The sequence below is a fragment of the Thermoclostridium stercorarium subsp. stercorarium DSM 8532 genome (genome assembly GCF_000331995.1).
In the GTDB taxonomy this organism is placed as follows: Bacteria; Bacillota; Clostridia; order DSM-8532; family DSM-8532; genus Thermoclostridium; species Thermoclostridium stercorarium.
Genome location: NC_020134.1, coordinates 2,859,479 through 2,882,474 on the forward strand (window position 1 = coordinate 2,859,479; position 22,996 = coordinate 2,882,474).

Sequence of the window (22,996 nt, forward strand, 5' to 3'; positions counted from 1 at the left end):
CCCCTGAAAGATATCACACAGGTATATAGGCTATAACACTAAACCCGTTTTCGCCGTCGGAACCAAAGGAAATGGTTCCGCCGAACCTGGCAACCCGCTCTTCCATTCCCGTCAGGCCATAACCTTTAACTATTTCACTGCATCCCTTTCCGTCGTCAATAATATAGAGTTTTATTCCGCCTGAATTCGATTTAATGATAATATTCACCGTTTTTGCATGTCCATGGCGGATTGCATTTGTGACCGACTCCTGGCAAATCCGGTATATGGCCATGGCTCTGGCGGTATCAATCTCCGATAAGCTTTCGTCTATTGAAACATCAATTTTTACTCCTGAAGCAATATGGTCATTGGACAGGTCTTTCAGCCATTCGTCAAGCCCGGTATTTTTAAATGAGCCCGCATACTGCCCCTTAAGATAATTACGGATATCGTTCAAGGCTTCTTTTGAAATCTCTATGCTTTTATCAATCATTTTCTTTAATTCTTCCTGCTCATCCTGAAGTTTCGACCTTATGTTTTCGGCCATTGCAATCAGCAGAGTAAGTGTATGTCCAACGGTATCATGCACCTCGCGCCCCATCCGGTTTCTCTCCCTCGCCACCGCCAGTTCTTCCGCCGTGCGGGAATACTGTTCCAGCCGGTGATTTGCCTCACTAAGCATTTTGTTTACCTGCAAAAGCCTTTCGTTTACATGTGTCAGCAGTATGTTTTTGTTTTTTATTTCATTCAGCAGTTTATGCTCCTCGCTGCGGTCCTCAAAAATGACAATCTTGCCGTTGAAAGACTGGTTGAACCCCCTGAGAACTCCGATTTCGACTGAAACATTAACACCTGCTATTTCCAGATTTCCTTTTACGGGACATGCTTCCGCCGGCAGCTCAATGGCATCGGCGACCTTGTCCCTCATTTCTCCGTCAGCACTGTTTCTTATGTATTCCGACAGTTTCACAGCCGAATCATAAATATTCAGCTTCAGTTCGGGCATTATCCAGTTTACCGCATCGTTAAGCCCCACTATAGTGTTTTCATTGTCAATAATGACTATCCCGTCCGACATGTTTTCAATAAAATGCCTTGCCGCAACGGGAATCAGGTTAAGGAATTTTTTCTGGTAAACAACCACACCCGTAATGACAAGAGTCACCAGCAAAAGCTGGGCGGTCACGTCAAAGCCCCGGATGGGCAATACGTCTGCGAGCATAAGAATATTGGCGGTGAGAGGAATAAAAAGCGACAAGGCGAATAAAACCTTTTTATCAAGTGACTTTTCAACCTTTCTCAGTCTGTTTATCAGAACAACCGTGCCGGTAATAATGCAGAAATACGACTCAACGGTATGAATCCAGAACACAGGCCCCCTGACCATCCTAATCCCAAATATAACTTCCTTATAGAACAGGCGGTGAAACTCATTGGTCAGAAGAAAGGCATAACATACAGCAGGAAACAGAATTATTATGTATTTGTACAACCTGTGCTTTACAATTTTTTTATTTGCTATTGTCAGGCAGAAATTCAGCCAGCTTACGCCTATATAGACCACCGGCACAAATTTGATTTTAAGCGCCAGCATTTCCTGTTTCAGGTTTTCGGACATCAGAAGCATAATTTCAGCAATGTTCCAGAAAAGAAGCAAGCCAATACACAGCATGTAACTGTAGGTTGTTTTGCACCGCCTTCCGTTGGCAAACAGGTAAGCCAGAATCATGCCGGCCAGCACGGCGCATATTACCTGTATTAAAACGCCTGCCTTGTTCATAAGCATGCCCCTTTAATTCTCTGTATTTCCCACCGTTTTCAGCAAAAGTATATTTTAGCAAACTTTCTGACGTATACAAAATGGTTTGCTGTAACCGACAGCAAAAATTCACAAAATTTTAAGTTCTTCCAACTTCTGTCTGAGCCTCTGCGGTTCGGTGTACACAATTCCTGTTATGCCCAGCTCTTCGGCAGCTGAAACATTTATTTGAGTATCGTCTATAAAAATACATTCCGACGGAGCAAGCAAAAACTTATTAAGCATCGTGAGAAATATTTCCCGTTCGGGTTTCAGAAGTCCGTAATGCGATGATATGAAGATCCCGTCGAATAATTTAAAAAAGTCATATTTTTTAGAAACCCTGTCATATGCCTCCCTGTGAAAATTGGACAGCAGAAACAGCTTGAAACCTTTAAGTCTCAGCTCTTTCAGAATTGCTATATTATCTTCAATCGGAGCCATTATTTCCACCCAGTTATCCATAAGAAAATCAATATCTTCAGCGTAATTGGCAAATTCAGATGCCATTACCCGCTTCGCCTTTTCATAATCAATCGTTCCCCTGTCCAGGTCAAGCCAGGTTTTGCTGCCAAATACCGCATTATAAAGTATTCTGGCTTTTTCCCCGTTTCCGTAAAGTTTGTTCAGGTACTCCACCGGTTCAAAAGTCAACAGTACCCGTCCCAAATCAAAAATTACCGATTTTATCATTATTTCTCCCCGCTTTTTAATTTTTTTGATATTGTAACATATTTTTACCGAATTCTACGCACCAGGAACCTCTTTATGTAAAATTTCGTCTTAAACTGCAGATAAAAAAAGTGGCTCAAGTGGCATATTTTAATTCATTTGTAAACGTGATCGTATGAGAAATATGTTATACTTATGCTATTAAAAAACTCCGCATTGAAGCCATGCACAATACAGGTTATGAAAAATTGGTCCGAAAGGTGTGAAGGAAAGTGTTCGATACCTTAATAAACATCTATGAGCAGGTACAGGGTTTTGGTTTTTACATAATAGTTACAACTTTTTTAATATTTGTAGTGGCTTTTATCGCAAATCTGGTGATCCGCAGAAAGTATCTTGTCATCCTTGATGACTTGCTCGACTGGCACAGAAAAAAAGAGGCAGTTTTTCGTACGGACGTACTGAACAAGATTGTTGAGGAATACAAAACAACAGCAAAGGAAAGCTACAGCGAGGTAAACACCCAGGCAATAATCGAAAAGAATTTCAACCTGCATTTAAGAGGACTTGCATTGGGCGAACGGTTCATAAAAAATACAAACACCCTTCTTATAACACTGGGATTATTTGGAACCTTTGTTGGTTTGACCACGGCTGTCGCAGAACTTGCCGGGATATTTACAAATCTGGATTTTACCGAACTTATAGAAAATTCAGGTATACAGAAACTTATAAGCCATCTTATCGGCTCTCTTGAGGGAATGTCAACGGCCTTTGTTACAAGCCTTGTAGGTGTGGGCTGTTCAATTATACTCACCATACTTCTTACAATATTCAGCGCCGAAGAAGCCCGGGAAAACCTGATGGTACATATTGAGGAATACCTCGACAACACTGTGGCAATGGTTGTGTCTCAGGATAAGGAAACCGAATATACCATGATGAACAACATTTTAAGGGAAACCTTCATGGAGTTCGGTGATAAAATTCAGGCTTCGCTGAAGGAAACCGTTGAGCAATTCGGTGAAAAACTCACCAATGTGGTCATGGACGTTAACGTCTCCAGCCAGACCCTTGATGCAACGGTTGAGAAATTCGACAAATCCCTTGCCAACTTTGCTTCAAATATGAAAGACCTTAATGAATTCAACGTCAATATGCGCAATAACATTGAAAGAATGGACGTAAATTTCATAAAAGTGGCTGAAGCTCTTACAAAGGCCTCAGACATTGTCGTGGCGAACTATAACAGCATTGAGAACTTCTCAAAGAACATCCGAGAAGCGGCCGACGAGATGACGTCATACAACCGCCAGCTTGTCAGCGATATCAGCAAGCTCGTAAGTGAAATATCCTCCACTGTACAGGTCGTGGAAAAGCTTGCCGGTGCGATGGACACCAACATGCAGCAGCATACAAGGGACTTGGAAATTTACCAGGAACATTTCACAAAAGTGATGACAAAAATAAACGACGAACTGAAGGATTTCGGAAACCTTGCCGCAAATTCCTTTGCCGAAACTTTGAATAATGCAGGTACCGAATTAAGCAAACAGATAAAGTCTTCTGTTGAGGAAAGTCTAAACGGCATACTGCAGCTTCTGGAACAGTTCCGTGAAAATCAGATACATTTCGCAAAAACCATAGCATCCCTTCCCGAACAGGTACTGACATATAATCAGGTTGCCGCTGCAAGGATAGACCGTCAGCTTGCCGAAATCAGGGAAATGGCAGCCAAATAATAAAAACAGGGGGGACTTACTTTTATGAAGGTACGGAACCGAAATTTCAGAAAGCCTGAAGCTGCCCAGCATTTCTGGCCCTCATTTACCGATGTAATGTCCACAATAGTGCTGGTACTGTTTTTCCTTGTTTTTTTAGCCTATTTCCAGCAGACGTTCGCCGTTTCGGTCTGGACCGAAAGACTGAACCGGACCAAGGCCGATCTTTCGGCTGCCGAGGAGACATTGGAACTCAAAAAGAAGGAAATAACCGATAAGGAGAACGCGCTCAGGCTGCTCCAGGACGAAGCTGAAAGGCTCAGGGCCGAAGTGGAACAGGGAAAACGCGAACTGACGCTTTCCCTTGAAAAATTGCAGGAACAGGAAAGGATAATAGCTCAAAGCAACAAAGAACTGGGAGAGTTGAGGGGAAAACTTCAGAGTATTTCTGTTTTAAGGCTGAATATTCTTGAGGAGGTAAAAAAATCCATTGAAGACGAAATAGGAACATCCACCACTCCCGACGGCGAGCCGCTTGTATCCATTGACAACAATGCAAACCTTATTATTAACAACCGTCTTCTTTTCGCCAAAAACTCGGCTGAAATATCCACCGAGGGTCAGGCATTGTTAAGCCGTTTCGCCGTGGCATTTGAAAGAATACTCGATGACGAAAACATACGGGATTATATTGACGCAATTAACATTCAGGGGCATGCCGATATTGACGGGTCATACCAGAGAAATTACGAGCTTTCATGCCAGCGGGCATATGCCGTAATAAACACGATGTTTGCAAAAAACCCCAGCCTTGAGAAAAAGTACGGGGCGTATTTTGCAGCAACGGGTTTTTCGGAATTCCGGCCAATAGATCCCGGTACAACCGAAGCCGCTAAATCAAAAAACCGCCGTATTCAAATTTCTATAACAATCAAGGACACCCAGGTACAAAAAATAATTCAGGAATATCTTGAAGAATCCAAAATAGGCAATTAATAAACATTTTCCGGGGGATATCAGATGGATCAGAAACTGCTTCTGGACATTCGTATTTTAAAATTCCAGGATTATATACGAAGAAAGCCTGAACGGCCTTTTGGTTATTACGGTCTTGGAGTTCAATACCTCCTTTCGGGTACGCCCCGTTTAGCGGATAAAATGTTCATGCAGGCCTTGAAAAAAAACCCTTCCTACGCTCCCGCAAAGCTGGGCAAACTTGAGGTATTGCTTGCTGAAAACAAATTTATCGCAGCCGCGCAGTATTACCGGAAAAACAGTGATCTCTTCATGAGGAAAAAAATATATGCAAAGCGAATACAAAAAACCGTCAGCGGTATATATTCCCTTCAGAGTTTTTCGGCTTACTGCAGGAATTTCCGTTCCCTTTTCGTCTTTGACGAAAAAATAGGAGCACTTCAGAAAATATCCGGTGCCGACAAGCAAAACCCGGTGGCCGACATTCTGCTTTCCATGTATTTTCTGAAAAAGGGAAGGAACGACGAGAAAGCTCTTACGCTCTTTAACATATGCGTAGGTCTTGCAGGCATTAATGACAGATTAAGATGGGATCTCATTCAGGCACTTTCTAAAAAAGAGCCTTCGGTAGCGAGAGACATCAGACTTGCAGGCCTTTTCACCGCAATACCCGAAAATGCCTTTGGAACCGATTATGCAAATCTTCTTATTTCGTGTTTTATGGCTCAAAAGGATATAGACAAGGTAAACCATGCGCTTTCAGAATTTGCAAAAAGAAACATGACCCCAAGCAAAAAAGTTATGTGGGAATATATAAATTTCTGCAACAGCAATAATCTCTGGAATTCAACACTGGCATCATTCTGCAAATATCTTATAGAAAGCGGGTGGATTAACGGTTTGCTTGCCCGAACGGCAATTCAGCTTAAAAGCAAAGGCATTATTGATGAAAAGGACAGGATGTTTAAAATCCTGTCCCTGTACGGATATACTTAAATTTTATTCATTTTTCTGTTCCTTGCCGGCATTTGCCTTTATAATTTCCAGGATTAATTCAGTTGCCCTGGTCATGTCGGAAACCGATATTTGTTCATTCGTTCCGTGTACATTGGTCATGCCCACGCTCAGATTCACCGCAGGAATCCCTTTTGTGTTCAGGACGTTAGTATCACTGCCACCTCCGGTTTTTACCGGCAACAAGGGAAGGTTCAAAACAGCAGTCGCCTTTTTCAAAAGCCCCATGATCGGGTGATCTTCCGAAATGCTGTATCCTCCGTATTCCCTTTTCACTTCAATTTCAACCAACGCCTTTTCGGCTTCCACACTGTTTCTGAAGGACTTCACCCACTCGTTTGTATATTTTTCAAGTTTTTCTTCGCTTATGCTTCTTAATTCCCCGTCAAGAACAACCTCATCGGGAACTATGTTGGTTGCCCGGCCTCCTTTGATTATACCTATATTGCATGTGCTTTCCTCATCGATTCTTCCCATAAAAGGTAAGCTTGCAACGGCCCTGGCTGCGGCACGAACGGCGTTAATTCCCTCTTCGGGGCAAACACCCGCATGAGCGGCTTTTCCCCTGACTATAAACCGAATTTTGTTATGGTACGGCGCCTTTACCGCAACGGTGCCAATCGTCCCGCCTTCATCCAGCACAAAGGCGTACTTCGCAGGTACCCTGAAAACGTCAAGAGCCTTTGCCCCGCACAGGCCGGTTTCTTCGGCAATCGAAAACACGGCGTACACATCGCCATGGGGCACCTTTTGTTCATTCAGCACGTTAATGGCTTCCAGTATGCAGGCGCAGCCTGCGAGGTCGTCCCCGCCGAGAACGGTTGTCCCGTCACTCTTAATAATATCCCCGCTGATTACCGGCGTTTTGCCCTTACCCGGTTCAACAGTATCCATATGCGCCATGAAGAGTAAAGGCGGGGCATCGGTATTGCCCGGGACTTTTACAATAACATTGCCCGCGTTTCCGCCGATTGTTTCGCCGGCATTGTCCTCCTCCGGCCGATATCCCATTTCTTCCAGTTTCTTTTTTATCAGATCGGCCATTTGTCTTTCGTTTCCTGAGGTACTGTCTGTCCTGACCAGCTCACAGAAAGTTTTCACAAGTCTTTCGGTATTTACGCCGACATTACTCATTTCTTTTTCCCTTCCTTCCGGAATAATTTTTATTCTCAAATTTTTGCCTCTCTTTCGTTTACACCGGTAGAACCAAAACCACCGCCGCGATTCGTTCCTATACCGGCAACAGAATCAACAACCTTAAGTCTCATTCTGGGTACTTCCTGAAGCACCAGCTGAGCTATTCTGTCACCTTTTCTGATAAGATATATACCCTGTTTGTTCCCCAAGCTGTCAACGGTATAATATTCCGTACTGTCGCCCGTTTCAGCCGATGTATTGGTTATGATTATTCCGACTTCGTCTCTGTACCCCGCATCTATTGTCCCGGGGGAATTTGATATGCGCAGCGGCGTTCTCAGTGTGATCCCGCTGCGGGGACGGACCTGGATTTCATATCCCGGCGGGATTGCCAGTTTAAGCCCTGTAGGAACAATGACCGTTTCATTAGGCCTTATTATCACATCCTCGGCAGCACATACATCCATACCGGAATCCCATTCGTTCTGATATTCGGGTAATTTTGCCCCTTCCCTACATATTTCCACCGCAACTTCTATCTCCTTCATCCTTGTCCCAACTCCATTCCGTATTTTTAAACTATTCCACTCCCCGGTAATAATGACCATGTGTAAGGCTTTTGTTTTTCAAAAACAATAAATCCCGGGAAGCCTTTGTTTTTCGGTTAACCCACAATTCCCTGTAATAATTGCATATATTCGTTATTTCGTCCGGCCTTTCATCCATTATACCAATCCTCAGGATTTTTACGCCGGTATTTTCAAAACCGGTTAGATCGTCCATCATCATTATACTGCTGTTATAAACCGTTGTCCTTCCAAGTTCGGGATCGGTGATATACATAAAGCGCCTGCCGGTATGATCTGTCAAATACCCCTGTTTGTTGCCGCATACACCGCATTTTTGCCCGCAGTCCCCATTATTGCTTGCCGGGCAGTATTCCAGCGTCATAACGGGTATCGACCCGTACACATAAGCCTCCATCGGAATATCGCAGGATTCCATATCCCTCAGCGCTTCAAAATTCAGTTCCAGCGATGGCATTATCCCCGACGGCCTGTATCTGCTTATTAAAGCTATTGCCGGCAAATTGAAAATATTCATCGTATAATCCAGAACAACAGGAATATCAGGAAACTCCTCCCTGACGCGGTGAAGCGCTCCCAGATTGCCTACAAGGATTCCGTCAGGGCGTTTTTTCATTAAATGAATCCTTTTCATATACATATCCATCTGCCTGTCGGTCAGTACCGCCGGTATCGCTGCATATACCTCTATTCCTTCATTCTGAAACCGCTCAATGGCATCGGTATGCTCCGGCCTGATGTATACCCTGTCGGCGGTTATGCTTCCGGGCGGTAATTCAGGCGGGGTTTTATAAAACATCAGGCTTATTTTTCTTTCATAAGACAAATACATGGCATTTCCCGGAAAATACGTATTTTCGGGTATAAAGCGCCTTTCTGTCATGCTTTCCCGCTTTTTTGACAACTCCGTCAGCGCCTTTCGCCTCATTTCATTCACTACAGAGACGGGAATAAAGGATTTGTTATCTGTCAGTACCCGAACATCATCGAAATAATAAGGAGTGTCGCCCGTTTTTTTCAGCTGTTCACAAATCCGATCTCCGGTTAAAGGTTTTTTTAATGCTTCCTGGCAAGGCTCGTTCCCCTCTATGCTGACCGTATTTTGGCTGTAATCGGTAACGACAAGCAAAGGCTTTTCACCCTTAAAAAGCCGGAACTCACCTTTTACAGGCACCGTTGGTACGTTTTTCGATGCGAATCCGGACAAAAATTCCATAAGTTTTCTGTCCGAAGTTTTGTAAACGGGGCTGCCCGGGCGCGCATCACGCCTGAAATTCCCCAAAAGGACGGTACTCCCGGGCAGGGCGCTTTTTACATGTTTTCCGTCCCGCAGCATGACACTGACTACGGTGGATAAAATACCCCCGTCCCATATCTCAATACCGTCCCCGATATTTACCTCCTCATCAAGCTTTACACCTACGAGAGTATTTTCCCTGTCGGTATAAAAACTCTTTTTAACTTCGCCTTTCAGCCTTACAACCGTGCCTGCCCTGACGCCCCAATGTTTCGGATGCTCAATGCTGATAAGTTTCTTATCCTTCCCGTCAAGGTACCCCGTCGTAAACCCTCCGCGGCTGAATACCTGTTCAAGCAGGCGAATATCCTCCGGCTCAACCTTGTATGACTCCCTGTCCGACAGGGCAAGATCAACGTACTTTCTGTATATCATAACCGTCGCAGCCACATATTCGGCTGACTTCATCCTGCCTTCTATTTTAAGGGCCCTGACACCGGTATCTATAATGTCGGGCAGTAATTCCAGCGTCATAAGATCTTTCGGGCTCAAAAGGTAATTGCCGGAAGTGGGTAATCCTTCAATTCTGTAGGGCAGCCGGCATGGCTGGGCACATCTTCCCCTGTTTCCGCTCCTTCCGCCGATGAAACTGCTTAACAGGCATTGACCTGACCGGCAGATGCACAGGGCGCCATGCACGAAGATTTCAGCCTCAATGCCGGTTTTTTTTACTATTTCCTTTATCTCAGCAAGGCTCAGCTCCCTTGCCAGCACAACGCGGCTGATACCAAGAGCCTGCGCTGCCCTTACGCCGTCCGTATTGTGAATTGTCATCTGTGTGCTGGCATGAATGGGCAGACCCGGGGCTGTTTCCCTCAAAATATTAATAAGCCCCAGATCCTGCACTATAATCCCGTCAATCCCCTCATTATACGCAAAAGAAGCCAACTTTCGGGCTTCTTCCAACTCTCTGTCCGATATTAAAGTGTTTAACGTAAGGTATACCTTCACGCCCCGGACATGAGCGTCTTTTATTACCGCAGAAAGAGTCTGGTTGTCAAAATTATTCGCATTAATTCTTGCATTAAATGCTTTCGCCCCGAGGTATACCGCATCCGCGCCTGCCGCAACCGCGGCTTTATACGCCTCAGGACTGCCCGCCGGAGCAAGAAGCTCTATTTTTTCATCCATATGTTGCACCCGTTTTTCACCCGTCCGTTCCCTTTCGGTTCTTTCTACGCGCCTTCATCGACATCACACTTGTTATTATTCCCGTCTTCCTTAATGAAATCCTGTTTTTTGTCGTCATTACAGTCGCGCTGTTCCGAATCCTTTCCCCGAACCGTTTCCTTAACTTCCTCTTCCCGTGGCCTGTACTTGTACCTGTAAACTATTTCCTTTTTTCTGTCATCTTTTTCGAATATCTTTCTAATCCAGTCCATAACTTCCAGCAGGCCTTTTGCCTTTACTAAAACATCATTTTTCAGTACTTCCACCGCATCCTTCGCCGAATCCGAAATTTTCCCCACATTTTTGACCACCTTCTGTATCGATTCCATCTCTTCCTTCAGCATATCCGACACTTTGGCCACATTTTCGGTTATTTCAGGCAGTCTTTCAAGTGTATTGTCAATACTGGCACGGTTTCTGTCAAGGATCCTCCTTACATTCCTGAGTATATCAACCAGGTTCGCAACGGCCAGCAGAAGGTAGAACAATACGCCTGTGGCAAGGATGAACAGAGCTACTTTAAAAAGATCACCCCAAGTAATCGTTGTATTCAGCATACCAACATCCTCCGAAAATTTCAGATATTATTTTACGTTATGCAGCCTTGGCTTGGGGGGAGTCTCTCCTGTGGCTTTCGCAAGAGAATTCCTTACTTCCGAAAGTTCAGTTTCGCATCTTGTAAGTTCAAGCAAAAGATGTTTGTTTTCTTCATTGGCTTTCTGAAGTTGCTGAGACAGCATGTCCCTCTCCTGTTTTACCTGCTGCAGCTCCTTTTTCACGCTTTCCAGTTCCTTTTCCAAAGCATCTTTGGCTTCGGCAAGCTTGAACATGTCGTCAACTACATTTATCGCGCTTAAAATTGAAGCCATTGATGTGCTTAAAGCCTGATTTGCCTTCATGATCTCGGTAACCTTCTGATCTACGTATAACGCAACCCGCTGCATGTATTCGGGAGATTCATAGCCACATACGGTATATTCATTCCCCGCAATACGAACATTAACCTTGTTCTTGCCGGCCATCTCATCAACTCCTGTTTTCTTTCGTATGATAGGACAGGATCAACGCCGAAACATCTCCATAAAATAAAAAGCAACAAAAGGCATTTTTCTATCGCCTTAGTAAACATATCGGTTTACCAACGCCCAAAGTTGAATGGTTTAAGTCAAGTATACCACATAAAAATATTTTTCTTCAATAAAAACGTCGGACATTGTGCAATGCCCGCAAACTTCTGTTTTCACGAATTGTTGCGCAACATTCTACACACTGCGCATTGTAAGCGATATCCTTTTTCTTTCTATGTCCACGTCAAGAACCTTTACCGTGACTATGTCCCCCACTGAAACCACATCAAGAGGGTTTTTCACAAATTTGTCGGAAAGCTGTGAAATATGGACCAGTCCATCCTGATGCACACCTATGTCAACGAACGCACCGAAGTCTGCCACATTCCTCACCGTTCCCGTTAACACCATACCGGGTTTCAAATCTTTAATATCAAGTATGTCACGCCTTAACATCGGCGGAGGAAGTTCGTCCCGCGGATCTCTTCCGGGCTTTTTCAATTCTTCTATAATGTCCTTAAGGGTGGGCTCGCCGATATTAAGTTCCTCCGCAAGGTTTTTAAGGCCGATTTCCTTAATCTTAAGGTCTATCAAGTCCAGGTCGTGATTCCGTATATCCTCATGGGTATAACCAAGCTTTTTCAGCAGCAATTCACATGCGTCATAGGATTCCGGGTGAACGGCGGTATTATCCAGCACATTGTCGCCGTCGCGGATTCTTAAAAATCCCGCACACTGTTCAAAAATTTTGGGACCGAGCTTGGGTACTTTCTTAAGTTCTTCACGGCTTCTGAATTTGCCCACCTTTTCTCTGTATGCAACTATATTTGCTGCCACACTTTTGCTGATGCCCGAAACATATGAAAGCAACGACACCGATGCGGTATTCAGGTCAACTCCGACTTTGTTCACAACATCCTCCACCACCGCACCGAGTGTTTCACTTAAACGCTTCTGGTTCATATCGTGCTGATACTGCCCGACACCTATCGATTTGGGATCTATTTTTACCAGCTCGGCAAGCGGATCCTGCAGGCGCCTTGCTATTGATACGGCACTTCTGAGCGATACGTCAAAGTCCGGAAATTCTTCAGCCCCAAGCCTTGAAGCCGAATATACCGATGCTCCTGCTTCATTTACCACCATGTATTTGACTTCTTTTTCTATTTCCTTAAGCATATCGGCGACAAAAATCTCTGTTTCCCTGCTGGCGGTTCCGTTTCCTATAGCAATAACGTCAACGTCGTATTTTTCAATCAATTCTTTCAGCACCGCCTTTGCCTCTTCGGTTCTGTTCTGCGGAGGGGTCGGATATACAACACCGGTGGCAAGTACTTTCCCCGTTTCGTCTACAACGCATATTTTGCATCCGGTACGGTATGCCGGATCAATTCCGAGAACCACACAGTTATGCACAGGCGGTTGCATTAAAAGTTTTCTGAGGTTCTCCCGAAAAACCGACATTGCCTGTTCTTCGGCCCTTTCTGTCAGTTCGTTTCTTATTTCCCGTTCGATGGACGGCCGGATTAGTCTTTTGTAGGCATCTTCAACGGCCATCGCCATGTGTTTCCGGTTTTCCCGGTCTTTTATGCCAAAACTTTCGTACAGGAATGCCAGAACTTTGTCTTCCGGAACCGAGATACTGACCTTCAGGAATTCTTCCCTTTCTCCCCTGTTAATGGCCAGTATCCTGTGGCTTGGAATTGTTTTCACAGGTTCTTTAAAATCATAATACTGTCTGTATACCGAATCCTCTTCCTTAACGGCCACTGACTCCACAACGCCCGACAGATGAAAAATATTTCTTATCTCCTTCCTTACCAAAGCGTTGTCGGATATTTCTTCGGCCACTATATCCCTTGCTCCCTCCAAAACCTCCTCCACATTGTTCAGACCCTTTTCGGGATTTATATATTCCCGAGCCTTATTTTCTATTGTTTCATCAGTTATGTTTCCCAACATCATAAGTGATGCAAGGGGTTCAAGCCCTTTTTCCTTCGCAATCATTGCCCTGGTTCTGCGCTTTGGCCTGAACGGCCTGTATATATCCTCTATCTCCTGTAGGGTCATTGCCCCTTCTATTGACGCGGCAATTTCGTCGGTCATTTTGCCCTGTTCCTCTATCAACCTGTAAACATCTTTTTTTCTGGCTTCAAGATTTTTAAGGTATGAATAACGTTCATTAAATTCCCGCAGCACCTGATCATTCAGCGACCCTGTCATTTCCTTGCGGTATCTTGCTATAAACGGAATGGTATTTCCCGCTTCTATAAGATTAATAACATTTTCAACCTGTGTCTTGCTCAGCTGAAATTCCTTCTGCAAAACAGCCTTAATATCCATAAATTTCCTCCTGTTAACCGCAAAAATATATTTTGGCACAAATAAAAAAACACAGTATTACGCCTTTTTAATATACCTGTGTTTCGGGAAATTATATGCCTGAAAAAAAGGGCAACTCAATCAACCATTTCTCTGCTGTTAAATATATATTTTTCAATTTTTTTCTTAACCCGCTGAAGGGCATTGTCGACCGACTTAACAGGTTTATTGAGCTTGTTTGCTATTTCGGTGTAGGATTTCCCGTTAAGATAAAGGGACAGAACTTCCCACTCAAATGTTGAAAGGATTTCACATATTTTGCTCTCAATTCCGCTGATTTCTTCCTTTGTTATCAGAAGCTGTTCCGGATCCATTACGATTTGATGCGCAATCATATCGATATAAGTTTTATCGGAGGAATCATCATCATAGACTTTACGGTTCAGGGAAATATAAGTATTCAACGGAATGTGTTTCTGCCTTGTGGCATTTTTTATCGCAGTTATCATCTGTCTTGTAATGCACAATTCGGCAAAGGTTTTAAAGGCCATGGACTTATCATGCCTGTAATCGCGGGTGGCCTTAAAAAGGCCAATCATTCCCTCCTGCACCACATCCTCACGATCAGCTCCTATGAGAAAATAAGTCCTCGCCTTTGCTTTTACCAAATCTTTGTACTTGTTAATAAGAAATTCGGTGGCGTTTTTGTCACCGCGCCTGCCAAGCAGAACTATTTCCTCGTCTTCCAGTTTTGAATATTCTTCTGCAGTTAATTTTGTTATCACGTTAAGTCTCCCAATCCTCTTGGTTTATCTTAAATTCCGGTTTTGCATATGTATATATTTCACCACAGAGAACAGAGAAAAATAAGTAACCGTCCCAGTAAAATACATTATCTTACTTTCTTACTAAAGAATTATATGTTATTGCTTGTACACTGTCAAGGCTCTGACTTTTTCATGACCAGACCCTTCGCGGTAATACATATCTCCCGGATATTTAAAGCCGCAAAACGTTCCAGTCCGGCCTGAATCATTTTCTGCGCCCTTTTTATCGCATCCACCAGGTTATAACCATAAACCATTATTACATCCATGTCTATAATAACCCCGTCATTGTCCTTGTTTATCCTGAAACGTGAGATTTTATCCATTTCCTCCATCCCGGTAATTATATGATTTACAATCTGATAAATGGCATAATCCGATACGGTGTATTTCCCGTTATAACTGAACGGCGGACGAACCACCGATTTTTCGCCCATATTCTGAAAATGTCCCTTTGCTTTGCGTTTAAAAATCTGCAGCGGATCCAGGAAATATCCTGCGAAATCCTTCTTCAGCTCTACCGTTGGCACGGGTATGACATGCTTGCCCTGATGTATTCTTGTATTAAGAGCCTGCTTTATTTCCAGCTCGCTGGCCACGTCTTCTATATACACCTTTTCGCTGACCGTTCCAAGGCCAAGGATTTCCGCTATTCTTTCCACCATACCGTCCGAAGTTCCCAAAATAAGTATGGCGTCAGGGTTATGTTTTTTAAGTGCCTCGATTACCTGATTTCTGTGGTCTGGATCGGTAAACAGCGCCGTTTTGATTGACCCTACCTTTGTGGGTTCCTTTTTGGCTGATTTCCCGGCAATAATACGGTTTTGGTAAATAAGCAGCCCGTCATCGATTATATAGTCAATATTTCTTTCCTTTGCAACCCAAAGCGCCCTGTAACTTTTTCCGGTACCGCTTGGCCCGACAAAACCCACAACACGCATAAAGCTTCAACCCCGAAAAAAAATATAAACTTTAAGGCAAAATAAAAAACCTTATTCAAAAATATAATTTTATCCAATACTGCCCAATGATACTCACATTATACCACATTCCGCGCCGGATTTAAGCAAAAAATAAAAGCGGAGATGCAGCATCTCCGCTCGTTTATTCCTACTTTTATCAGTGAACGATTGCCTTTTCTGTTTCTTTGTCAAACAGGTGCATATAGCTCATATCAAATGCAACCTTAATTGTGTCACCCGGTCTGGTTGTTGTTCTCGGATTAACTCTTGCGGTAAAGTTAACACCGTTGATGACCATATACAGGTAGGCTTCTGAACCAAGCATTTCAACAACTTCAACCTTGGCCGTGGTTGTTGCGTTTGCAAACTTTTCAAGATTTTGCGGTTCGTCATGGGTATGTTCAGGACGAATACCCAATACAACCTCTTTACCGATATATCCTGCCTTTTCAATTACCTTCGCCTTGTCGGCAGGAACTTCAAGCTTATCTTCTCCGAACTTCAGATATACTTTGTCATCTTCCTTAATGACATATACATTGGCGAAGTTCATCTGCGGGCTTCCGATAAATCCTGCAACAAACATGTTAACAGGACGATCATACAATCCCTGCGGAGTATCGATCTGCTGAATGAATCCGTCTTTCATAACAACAATTCTCGTACCCATCGTCATAGCTTCGGTCTGGTCGTGGGTAACGTAAATGAATGTTGTCTGCAGCCTCTGATGCAGTTTGCTCAGCTCGGTTCTCATCTGAACCCTCAGCTTTGCGTCAAGGTTTGACAGAGGTTCGTCCATGAGGAATACCTTAGGTTCACGCACAATTGCACGTCCCAGGGCGACACGCTGTCTCTGTCCACCGGACAATGCCTTCGGCTTTCTGTCCAACAGATGTTCAATATCAAGAATTCTTGCAGCTTCGTGTACTCTTCTCTTTATCTCATCCTTCGGAACTTTTCTTAACTTAAGACCGAATGCCATATTGTCGAATACGGTCATATGAGGATAAAGCGCATAGTTCTGGAAAACCATTGCTATATCTCTGTCCTTCGGAGCCACGTCATTCATCAGCTTGTCCCCTATATACAGCTCACCTTCGGTTATTTCCTCGAGACCTGCAATCATTCTGAGTGTTGTTGTCTTTCCGCATCCTGAAGGTCCTACAAGAATTATGAACTCCTTATCTTCAATGTCAATATTGAAATCGCTTACTGCTGTAACACCGCCGGGATATGTCTTGTAGACGTGTACCAGTCTTACGCCAGCCATTTAATCCCCTCCTAATAATAAAATACAAACTATTGGCTTAACATTACTGTAACATGAACCAGTCACGGCTTACCACTACTTTTTTAACCAAAAAAGATTTTTTGGTTTTAGTGACTTTGCATAATATAATTTGATAAAAACCGGCAGAACGTTATTTTTATACATTATTTATTGCATTTTTATGCATATACGATTATAATTATGTATAAAAATACAACGGAGGGTTTCAAGTGTTTAGGATTGCCATTATCGGCGCAACAGGTTATGTGGGTACCGAGATTGTACGCCTGCTTGTGCAGCACCCTGAAGCCGAAATAAGTGCTGTTGCATCAAGAAGCTTTGCAGGCCAATCCTTTTCAGATGTTTACCCGAATCTGAAAAATATTTTCAATCTCAGTCTTTCGGGTTTGGAACTTGATGAGATATGCGAAAATGCCGACATAGTGATAACCGCGCTGCCCCATGATGCATCCCGGGATGTAATTCCCGAGCTTATAAAGCGGGGTAAAAGGGTGATTGATCACAGCGCCGCATTCAGGTTCAGGGATAAAACCGTATACGAAAGCTGGTACAAAACAAACCACGGAATGGAAGAGCTCTTAGACAAAGCAGTATATGGTCTTCCGGAGATATATCGTGAAAAAATCGCCACATCCGTGCTGGTGGCAAATCCCGGCTGCTATCCCACCTGCACTGTTTTGGCTCTGGCTCCGCTTGTCAAGAATAAGCTTGTGCAGCTTGACAGTATCATTGTTGACGCAGCATCGGGGATGTCGGGGGCCGGAAGGAAGTCAGAGCTTGCCTATTCCTTCTGTGAAATTGACGAAAATTTCAAGGCTTACGGAGTTACAAACCACAGACACACTCCTGAGATAGAACAGGAGCTTTCGGCCCTTGCAGGCGAGAAGGTTGTGATATCTTTCACTCCTCACCTTGTTCCGATGAAAAGGGGTATGATGTGCACCAGTTATTTGAAACTGACCCACAGTAACTGGTCGGCGGAAAGTCTTTATGAATTATACAGGGAATATTATAAAGGCGAGTTTTTCGTAAGGGTTCTTGAGCCCGGTATTCTCCCTGAAACCAAAAACGTTTCGGGCTCGAATTTTGTAGATATAAGCGTAAATTACGACAAACGCACAAACAGGGCGATAGTAATAAGCGCCTTGGACAACCTGGGAAAAGGCGCGGCCGGTCAGGCGGTTCAGTGTATGAATATCATGCTTGGCCTTGACGAAACGACCGGTTTGTGCAGCCCGGCATTTTATCTCTAAATCAGAGTAAGAGAGGTGCAAAATGAAAGACGTTATAAAAAAGGCCGAAATTCTTATTGAAGCATTGCCGTACATACAGGCGCTTAACGGCAAAACAGTGGTAATAAAATACGGCGGAAACGCCATGATCAGCGACGAATTAAAGCATTCGGTGATGGAAGACATTACTCTTCTGAAATACATCGGGGTAAATCCCGTGGTTGTCCACGGGGGAGGGCCGGACATAACCCGCACCCTAAAACGCCTTAACGTTGAAACCGAGTTTGTCAACGGTCTTCGCAAAACAGACGCAACCACAATGGAAGTTGCGCAAATGGTTTTGGTGGGAAAAACAAACAAAGAAATAGTTTCATTATTGAATCACATGGGTGGCAAGGCAATCGGCATCTGCGGAATTGACGACAACCTGATTGAATGTGAAAAACTGACGATTCACTCAGACAGCGGAGAGGAAATTGATTTGGGTTTCGTAGGCAAAATTACAAAAATCAACCCGCATATTTTGAATGTTCTTTCCCAGGGTCCGTACATTCCTGTAGTGGCTCCGATAGGAGTGGATAAAAACGGGCAAAGCTATAATATAAATGCAGATACGGTGGCTGCGGAACTGGCATGTGCACTGAAAGCCGAAAAGTTAATCCTTTTGACCGATGTTGAAGGAATAAAGCTGTCAAAGGATGATCCGCAGATTGTAAACGCGCTTACCGTCGACGAGGTCAAAAAACTTATTGCCGATAACGTCATAGTAGACGGTATGATTCCAAAAGTCATGGGATGCATTAAGGCCCTTGAAAACGGCGTTAAGCGCACGCACATAATTGACGGAAGAATTCCTCACTGCATCCTGCTTGAAATGTTCACAAACCAGGGTATAGGAACAATGATTGTAAAGGAAAAAGTTCGGTATTACGACAAGGAAAAACTATAGAAAAAAGCATAAAAGGAAAAGTCAGAGTTCTTACTTCCCCTGTTAAACAAAATAACAGCCTCCGGTGTATTTATCATCCGGAGGCTGTTATTTTTAAATTGTGGTGGGCACAACAGGGCTCGAACCTATGACCCCCTGCTTGTAAGGCAGGTGCTCTCCCAGCTGAGCTATGCGCCCACACAGAAAATGGTGACCCATGGGGGACTCGAACCCCCGTTACCGCCGTGAAAGGGCGATGTCTTAACCACTTGACCAATGGGCCACAATTAAAAAGTGGGAGGCATTTTATGCAATGCTTCTCACTTTGAGTGGTAGCGGCGAGTGGATTCGAACCACCGACACTGCGGGTATGAACCGCATGCTCTGGCCAACTGAGCTACACCGCCATATTTATTACGGCCAAGTGCTCTATTATTGTAGCATGCACTTGTTATTTCGTCAAGAGGCTTTAAAAATAATTTTGTCCGCGGATTACCTTTTCCAGTATTATCTGCAGTCCCTCGTCCTGTCTAAAAAACCGTTGTCATAAAGCTCCCGCCTGAGTAACGGAGCATCATTAAACGTATGCGCTTCTTTTATAATCTCATTGACTCCTTTCTCCGTATATATTTTTCCCTTTTCAAACTTATCCGACAAAAATTCCAGAACCCGCAGCTTGTCTTTCTTTTTTGAAGCCATTGTTTTAACTGGCTGTTATCATCAAAAATCTTCTAATGTCGTCGGGCACCGTTTCGGCCATATTTCACCGCCCTCCGAAAAAAACATGTTTTTAAACGCATTTTCAGCGTCATTTTCCCGCCACCATCGATTCGGCCTTTTTCACCGCGGCATATGCATCTTTTGCATAAACGGCTCCTATCTCCCGCGCATAATCCTCATTAACAGGAGCACCGCCTATCATTAAACCTACGTTGATATTCCGCTCACGTATCTTTTCAGCAACCACCCTCATTTCCTGCATTGTAGTTGTCATTAACGCCGAAAGGCCGATTATGTCTGCTTTTTCTTCAACCGCCGTTTTTATAATTATCTCGGAATCCACGTCCTTTCCCAGATCAACAACGTCAAAGCCATAGTTTCTAAGCATCAGCGCCACCATGTTCTTCCCTATGTCATGGATATCGCCTTTTACCGTTGCAATAACTATTTTTCCTTTCTTTTTCACCTGCACGCTGTTTTCCTCAAGCAACGGCAAAATATAATTCATCGCCGCTTCCATTGTTTCAGCGCTCTGAATCAGTTGCGGAAGGAAATAGATGCGTTCCTGGTAAAGCTCCCCAACACGGGTTATCGCCGGAACCAGATATTCATCTACTATTTTAGCGGGATGCATACCGGCGGCAATTTCAGATTTTATTAACTCCACAACTTCCCCGCGCCTGCCTTCAACAACGCAGTCGTAAATTCCGCCTTTATTTTTCCTTTCTTCTTTTGGTATATCCTGTTTCTGATACGTTTTTATAAAATTCATGCTGTTGCAATCCCGGCCTGTTAACGCATCGGCAGCCCTTTTCACATGCATTGTTTCTTCGGACTGCACATTCATTATGACGGCGGAAAGGCCATGTGAAATTGCCATAGCCAGAAAAGCCGCATTAATCCATGATCTTCCGGGAAGTCCGAATGAAACGTTTGAAAGACCTATAACGGTATTCGCGCCGAATTCTTCGGTACTCCACTTTATTACCTTAAGGGTCTCAAGGCATGATTTCTGGTTTGCCGCAACAGTCAGAACAAGGCCGTCTACCAGAATATCGGATTTCGTATACCCGTATTCGGCTGCCTTTTCGTATACGTTTTCCACTATCCTGATTCTGTCTTCTGCCGTTTCCGGCACCCCAACGTCGTCAACGGGCAAAAGTATGAAAGCCGCGCCGTATTTTGCCGCAATGGGAAGTATCCTTTCCAGCTTTCTTTTTTCTGCGGATATGGAGTTTATCAGCGCCCTTCCGGGATAAATCCTGAGAGTGGCTTCCAAAGCTTCAGGAGAAGAAGAATCCAGGCAAAGCGGCGTTTTTACGATGGGACTTAAGGTTTTCACAATTTTCGTAAGTGTTTCTCGCTCGTCAATGTCGGGAAGTCCGGCATTCACATCCAAAACCTGCGCCCCCAGCTCCGACTGGTCCCGTGCCAGTTCCACAACCAAATCCATGGAGCCTTTCCTTAGTTCTTCCGACAGTTTTTTCTTGCCCGTCGGATTGATCCTTTCACCGATAATGCACACCGGCAGGTCATGTCCCACCGAAACAGTCGTGCAGGATGATGAAATTATCAAATTTTTGTTCTTGCAGCCGCATTCCGATCCTTTCCTGCCTTTTGCAATTTTGCTTATCTTTTGAATATACTCGGGGGTTGTACCGCAACATCCGCCGATGAGGTTTACACCGGCTTCTATAAACTTCTCGGTAAAAGCCGCGAATTCGTCGGCGTTCATGCTGAACACGGTCTTTCCGTCAACAAGCCGGGGCATTCCTGCGTTTGGCTTTGCCACCAGCGGCACATCCGCATAGGGTCTCAATTTTTTAATTATCCCCAGCATCTCTTCAGGACCTGTGGAACAATTGCATCCCACTGCGTCGGCACCAAGGCTCTGGAGCGTTACAAGCGCGGTTAACGGGTCTGTGCCGTTAATTGTGTAACCGCCGCGCTCAAAAGTCATTGTAACAATAACCGGAAGATTGCAAGTTTCCTTTACTGCCAGAAGTGCAGCCCTGGCCTCCTGAATATCCATCATTGTCTCTATTACGAAAAGATCGACTCCGCCTTCAAGCAGGCCAATAACCTGTTTTTTATAGGCATTCACAATTTCCTCAAAAGAATAACTCCCAAACGGCTCCATCAACTGTCCCGTCGGTGACATGTCTCCGGCCACAAGTACCCTGCCCTGCGATGCCTGTTTGGAAATTCGCACAAGCTCCCTGTTTATTCCGGTTACGTCGTCAATGCCAAATTCCTTTAATTTAAGTTCATTGGCTCCGAAAGTAAAGGCATAGATTATATCCGATCCGCTTTGAATATATTGCCTCTGAATATTAATAAGGGCCTCAGGGTTCTCAAGGGCCCATTTTTCAGGGCAGACTCCGGCAGGCATTCCCATCTGCTGCAAAAGAGTTCCTGTAGCGCCGTCAAGTATTACTATTCGGTCTGAAACCATTTGTTTAAATTCCTGCTTAGTCAAGGTTATTCCCCCAATTCATCCTTTTGGATATTCGATTCCGACAATTGCAGTTACTGTTTTTTCAGGAACCAGTATATACTTTTCGTTAAGCTCAATGTCCCATTCGTTCAGACTGAGCAAATCGTAAAAAACTTTCTGGCACGACAAATCCAGGTCTCCGTATCCCGGACTGTACCTCATCCTCGTTAAAGCCATTCCCCGGCGTATAAGCTGTTGCCTTAACAGCCCCATAATCCAGTCCAGTCCGGCGTCTGTTATTTCCGAAGCCGCCGCATCGTAAACCAAAGCCTTTGCCATGTCTCCGGATTCCTGAAGCCGTCTTATTTCATCAGTTATACGTGAGCCTGCGGTCGCAGCCATAAGGACAGCTGAACCGGAGTTTTGCAGAAGCGCGGCCAGGGACGAACTTTCCAGCTTTTCGCCGCCGTCGAGGGTAATTGTGTTTTTATGCACCGCTATTTCAACCGTTCTGTATATTACAGTTGTTTCGCACAATTCTTCGGCTTCGGTTATCCATCTGTCAATCAGCCGTCTTCTGTCCGTTTCAATCCGGGTGTTCGTTTTTTCATACCCGAGACGGGTATAAATCAGGCTTCTGCTGTACTGCGCAGGGATATTCTTAAAAAATTTTATGTTTTCCACTTTGACCCTCATATATAAAATTTTAATTATTTTATCACAATGTACTATATACATTCAAGTACAATTATTTCACAATTATATTCAGTCAAAACCACCCGACAATACCCTTCCGCTGTCTGAGGCGTAATAAAACTTAAATCGCGAAAAGTCAACAAAAAAGCATAGCATTCTGG

General features: G+C 44.1%; 19 protein-coding genes and 3 tRNA genes. 5 read left to right on the top strand and 17 right to left on the bottom strand.

Going from position 1 to position 22,996, the window contains the following annotated elements:
- Window positions 1-13 precede the first annotated feature (13 nt).
- A complete protein-coding gene (locus tag CST_RS12540) occupies window positions 14-1,762 on the bottom strand; it encodes a sensor histidine kinase (RefSeq protein ID WP_015360304.1) in 1,749 nt (582 codons plus the stop codon).
- A gap of 108 nt (window positions 1,763-1,870) precedes the next feature.
- A complete protein-coding gene (locus tag CST_RS12545; protein WP_015360305.1) occupies window positions 1,871-2,473 on the bottom strand; it encodes an HAD family hydrolase in 603 nt (200 codons plus the stop codon).
- A gap of 251 nt (window positions 2,474-2,724) precedes the next feature.
- On the opposite strand from CST_RS12545, the gene CST_RS12550 reads away from it, so the two are divergent.
- The 3 genes from CST_RS12550 to CST_RS12560 are packed head-to-tail and all read left to right on the top strand — an operon-like array spanning window position 2,725 to window position 6,144.
- Window positions 2,725-4,194: a MotA/TolQ/ExbB proton channel family protein gene (locus CST_RS12550; protein WP_015360306.1), complete on the top strand. Its 1,470-nt coding sequence runs from the start codon at window positions 2,725-2,727 to the stop codon at window positions 4,192-4,194.
- Between the two features lie 24 nt (window positions 4,195-4,218).
- Window positions 4,219-5,169: an OmpA family protein gene (locus tag CST_RS12555; protein WP_015360307.1), complete on the top strand. Its 951-nt coding sequence runs from the start codon at window positions 4,219-4,221 to the stop codon at window positions 5,167-5,169.
- Window positions 5,170-5,193: 24 nt separating this feature from the next.
- Complete coding sequence (locus CST_RS12560) at window positions 5,194-6,144, top strand: tetratricopeptide repeat protein (RefSeq protein WP_015360308.1); 951 nt, start codon at window positions 5,194-5,196, stop codon at window positions 6,142-6,144.
- A 3-nt stretch (window positions 6,145-6,147) separates the two neighbouring features.
- Here CST_RS12560 and CST_RS12565 read toward each other — a convergent pair whose 3' ends face one another.
- The 9 genes from CST_RS12565 to CST_RS12605 form a co-directional block, all read right to left on the bottom strand.
- A complete protein-coding gene (locus CST_RS12565) occupies window positions 6,148-7,335 on the bottom strand; it encodes a M20/M25/M40 family metallo-hydrolase (protein ID WP_015360309.1) in 1,188 nt (395 codons plus the stop codon).
- Window positions 7,332-7,847, bottom strand: coding sequence for a dUTP diphosphatase (locus CST_RS12570; RefSeq protein WP_015360310.1), 516 nt, complete (start codon window positions 7,845-7,847; stop codon window positions 7,332-7,334). Before CST_RS12570 ends, CST_RS12565 begins: the two co-directional genes overlap by 4 nt.
- 31 nt (window positions 7,848-7,878) lie before the next feature.
- The gene (locus CST_RS12575; protein ID WP_015360311.1) at window positions 7,879-10,314 is read right to left on the bottom strand and encodes a U32 family peptidase; all 2,436 of its coding nucleotides are present in this window, start codon (window positions 10,312-10,314) and stop codon (window positions 7,879-7,881) included.
- A 44-nt stretch (window positions 10,315-10,358) separates the two neighbouring features.
- Window positions 10,359-10,910, bottom strand: a complete 552-nt coding sequence (locus CST_RS12580; protein ID WP_015360312.1) for an MlaD family protein — start codon at window positions 10,908-10,910, stop codon at window positions 10,359-10,361.
- Window positions 10,911-10,937: 27 nt separating this feature from the next.
- Window positions 10,938-11,375: a cell division protein ZapA gene (locus CST_RS12585; protein ID WP_015360313.1), complete on the bottom strand. Its 438-nt coding sequence runs from the start codon at window positions 11,373-11,375 to the stop codon at window positions 10,938-10,940.
- 240 nt (window positions 11,376-11,615) lie between these two features.
- Window positions 11,616-13,763 carry a Tex family protein gene (locus CST_RS12590; RefSeq protein ID WP_015360314.1) on the bottom strand — a complete coding sequence of 716 codons (2,148 nt, stop codon included), beginning with the start codon at window positions 13,761-13,763 and terminating at the stop codon, window positions 11,616-11,618.
- 116 nt (window positions 13,764-13,879) lie between these two features.
- The gene (gene sigH, locus CST_RS12595) at window positions 13,880-14,527 is read right to left on the bottom strand and encodes an RNA polymerase sporulation sigma factor SigH (RefSeq protein WP_015360315.1); all 648 of its coding nucleotides are present in this window, start codon (window positions 14,525-14,527) and stop codon (window positions 13,880-13,882) included.
- Between the two features lie 155 nt (window positions 14,528-14,682).
- Complete coding sequence (locus CST_RS12600; RefSeq protein ID WP_015360316.1) at window positions 14,683-15,510, bottom strand: Asp23/Gls24 family envelope stress response protein; 828 nt, start codon at window positions 15,508-15,510, stop codon at window positions 14,683-14,685.
- A gap of 178 nt (window positions 15,511-15,688) precedes the next feature.
- Window positions 15,689-16,801, bottom strand: coding sequence for an ABC transporter ATP-binding protein (locus tag CST_RS12605; protein ID WP_015360317.1), 1,113 nt, complete (start codon window positions 16,799-16,801; stop codon window positions 15,689-15,691).
- A 230-nt stretch (window positions 16,802-17,031) separates the two neighbouring features.
- On the opposite strand from CST_RS12605, the gene argC reads away from it, so the two are divergent.
- Window positions 17,032-18,075, top strand: a complete 1,044-nt coding sequence (argC, locus tag CST_RS12610; RefSeq protein WP_015360318.1) for an N-acetyl-gamma-glutamyl-phosphate reductase — start codon at window positions 17,032-17,034, stop codon at window positions 18,073-18,075.
- 22 nt (window positions 18,076-18,097) lie between these two features.
- Window positions 18,098-19,003: an acetylglutamate kinase gene (argB, locus tag CST_RS12615; protein ID WP_015360319.1), complete on the top strand. Its 906-nt coding sequence runs from the start codon at window positions 18,098-18,100 to the stop codon at window positions 19,001-19,003.
- Window positions 19,004-19,104: 101 nt separating this feature from the next.
- Here argB and CST_RS12620 read toward each other — a convergent pair.
- From CST_RS12620 to CST_RS12645, 6 genes are all read right to left on the bottom strand, one after another.
- Window positions 19,105-19,180, bottom strand: a tRNA-Val gene (locus tag CST_RS12620).
- A 10-nt stretch (window positions 19,181-19,190) separates the two neighbouring features.
- Window positions 19,191-19,265, bottom strand: a tRNA-Glu gene (locus CST_RS12625).
- Between the two features lie 47 nt (window positions 19,266-19,312).
- Window positions 19,313-19,389 (bottom strand) — tRNA-Met (locus CST_RS12630).
- A gap of 100 nt (window positions 19,390-19,489) precedes the next feature.
- Entirely contained in the window at window positions 19,490-19,681 is a 192-nt protein-coding gene (locus CST_RS12635) for a DUF2087 domain-containing protein (protein WP_045750371.1), read from the bottom strand.
- A gap of 109 nt (window positions 19,682-19,790) precedes the next feature.
- Window positions 19,791-22,181, bottom strand: coding sequence for a homocysteine S-methyltransferase family protein (locus CST_RS12640; RefSeq protein ID WP_015360320.1), 2,391 nt, complete (start codon window positions 22,179-22,181; stop codon window positions 19,791-19,793).
- 15 nt (window positions 22,182-22,196) lie between these two features.
- Complete coding sequence (locus CST_RS12645; protein WP_015485178.1) at window positions 22,197-22,823, bottom strand: methionine synthase; 627 nt, start codon at window positions 22,821-22,823, stop codon at window positions 22,197-22,199.
- Window positions 22,824-22,996: the final 173 nt, after the last annotated feature.

Coding starts and splice junctions, on each gene's coding strand:
- argB (WP_015360319.1), top strand. CDS start 18,098: ATGAAAGACGTTATAAAAAAGGCCGAAATTCTTATTGAAGCATTGCCG.
- CST_RS12600 (WP_015360316.1), bottom strand. CDS start 15,510: ATGCGTGTTGTGGGTTTTGTCGGGCCAAGCGGTACCGGAAAAAGTTAC.
- CST_RS12570 (WP_015360310.1), bottom strand. CDS start 7,847: ATGAAGGAGATAGAAGTTGCGGTGGAAATATGTAGGGAAGGGGCAAAA.
- CST_RS12605 (WP_015360317.1), bottom strand. CDS start 16,801: ATGGCTGGCGTAAGACTGGTACACGTCTACAAGACATATCCCGGCGGT.
- CST_RS12580 (WP_015360312.1), bottom strand. CDS start 10,910: ATGCTGAATACAACGATTACTTGGGGTGATCTTTTTAAAGTAGCTCTG.
- CST_RS12590 (WP_015360314.1), bottom strand. CDS start 13,763: ATGGATATTAAGGCTGTTTTGCAGAAGGAATTTCAGCTGAGCAAGACA.
- CST_RS12545 (WP_015360305.1), bottom strand. CDS start 2,473: ATGATAAAATCGGTAATTTTTGATTTGGGACGGGTACTGTTGACTTTT.
- CST_RS12540 (WP_015360304.1), bottom strand. CDS start 1,762: ATGAACAAGGCAGGCGTTTTAATACAGGTAATATGCGCCGTGCTGGCC.
- CST_RS12560 (WP_015360308.1), top strand. CDS start 5,194: ATGGATCAGAAACTGCTTCTGGACATTCGTATTTTAAAATTCCAGGAT.
- CST_RS12585 (WP_015360313.1), bottom strand. CDS start 11,375: ATGGCCGGCAAGAACAAGGTTAATGTTCGTATTGCGGGGAATGAATAT.
- CST_RS12555 (WP_015360307.1), top strand. CDS start 4,219: ATGAAGGTACGGAACCGAAATTTCAGAAAGCCTGAAGCTGCCCAGCAT.
- CST_RS12635 (WP_045750371.1), bottom strand. CDS start 19,681: ATGGCTTCAAAAAAGAAAGACAAGCTGCGGGTTCTGGAATTTTTGTCG.
- CST_RS12575 (WP_015360311.1), bottom strand. CDS start 10,314: ATGGATGAAAAAATAGAGCTTCTTGCTCCGGCGGGCAGTCCTGAGGCG.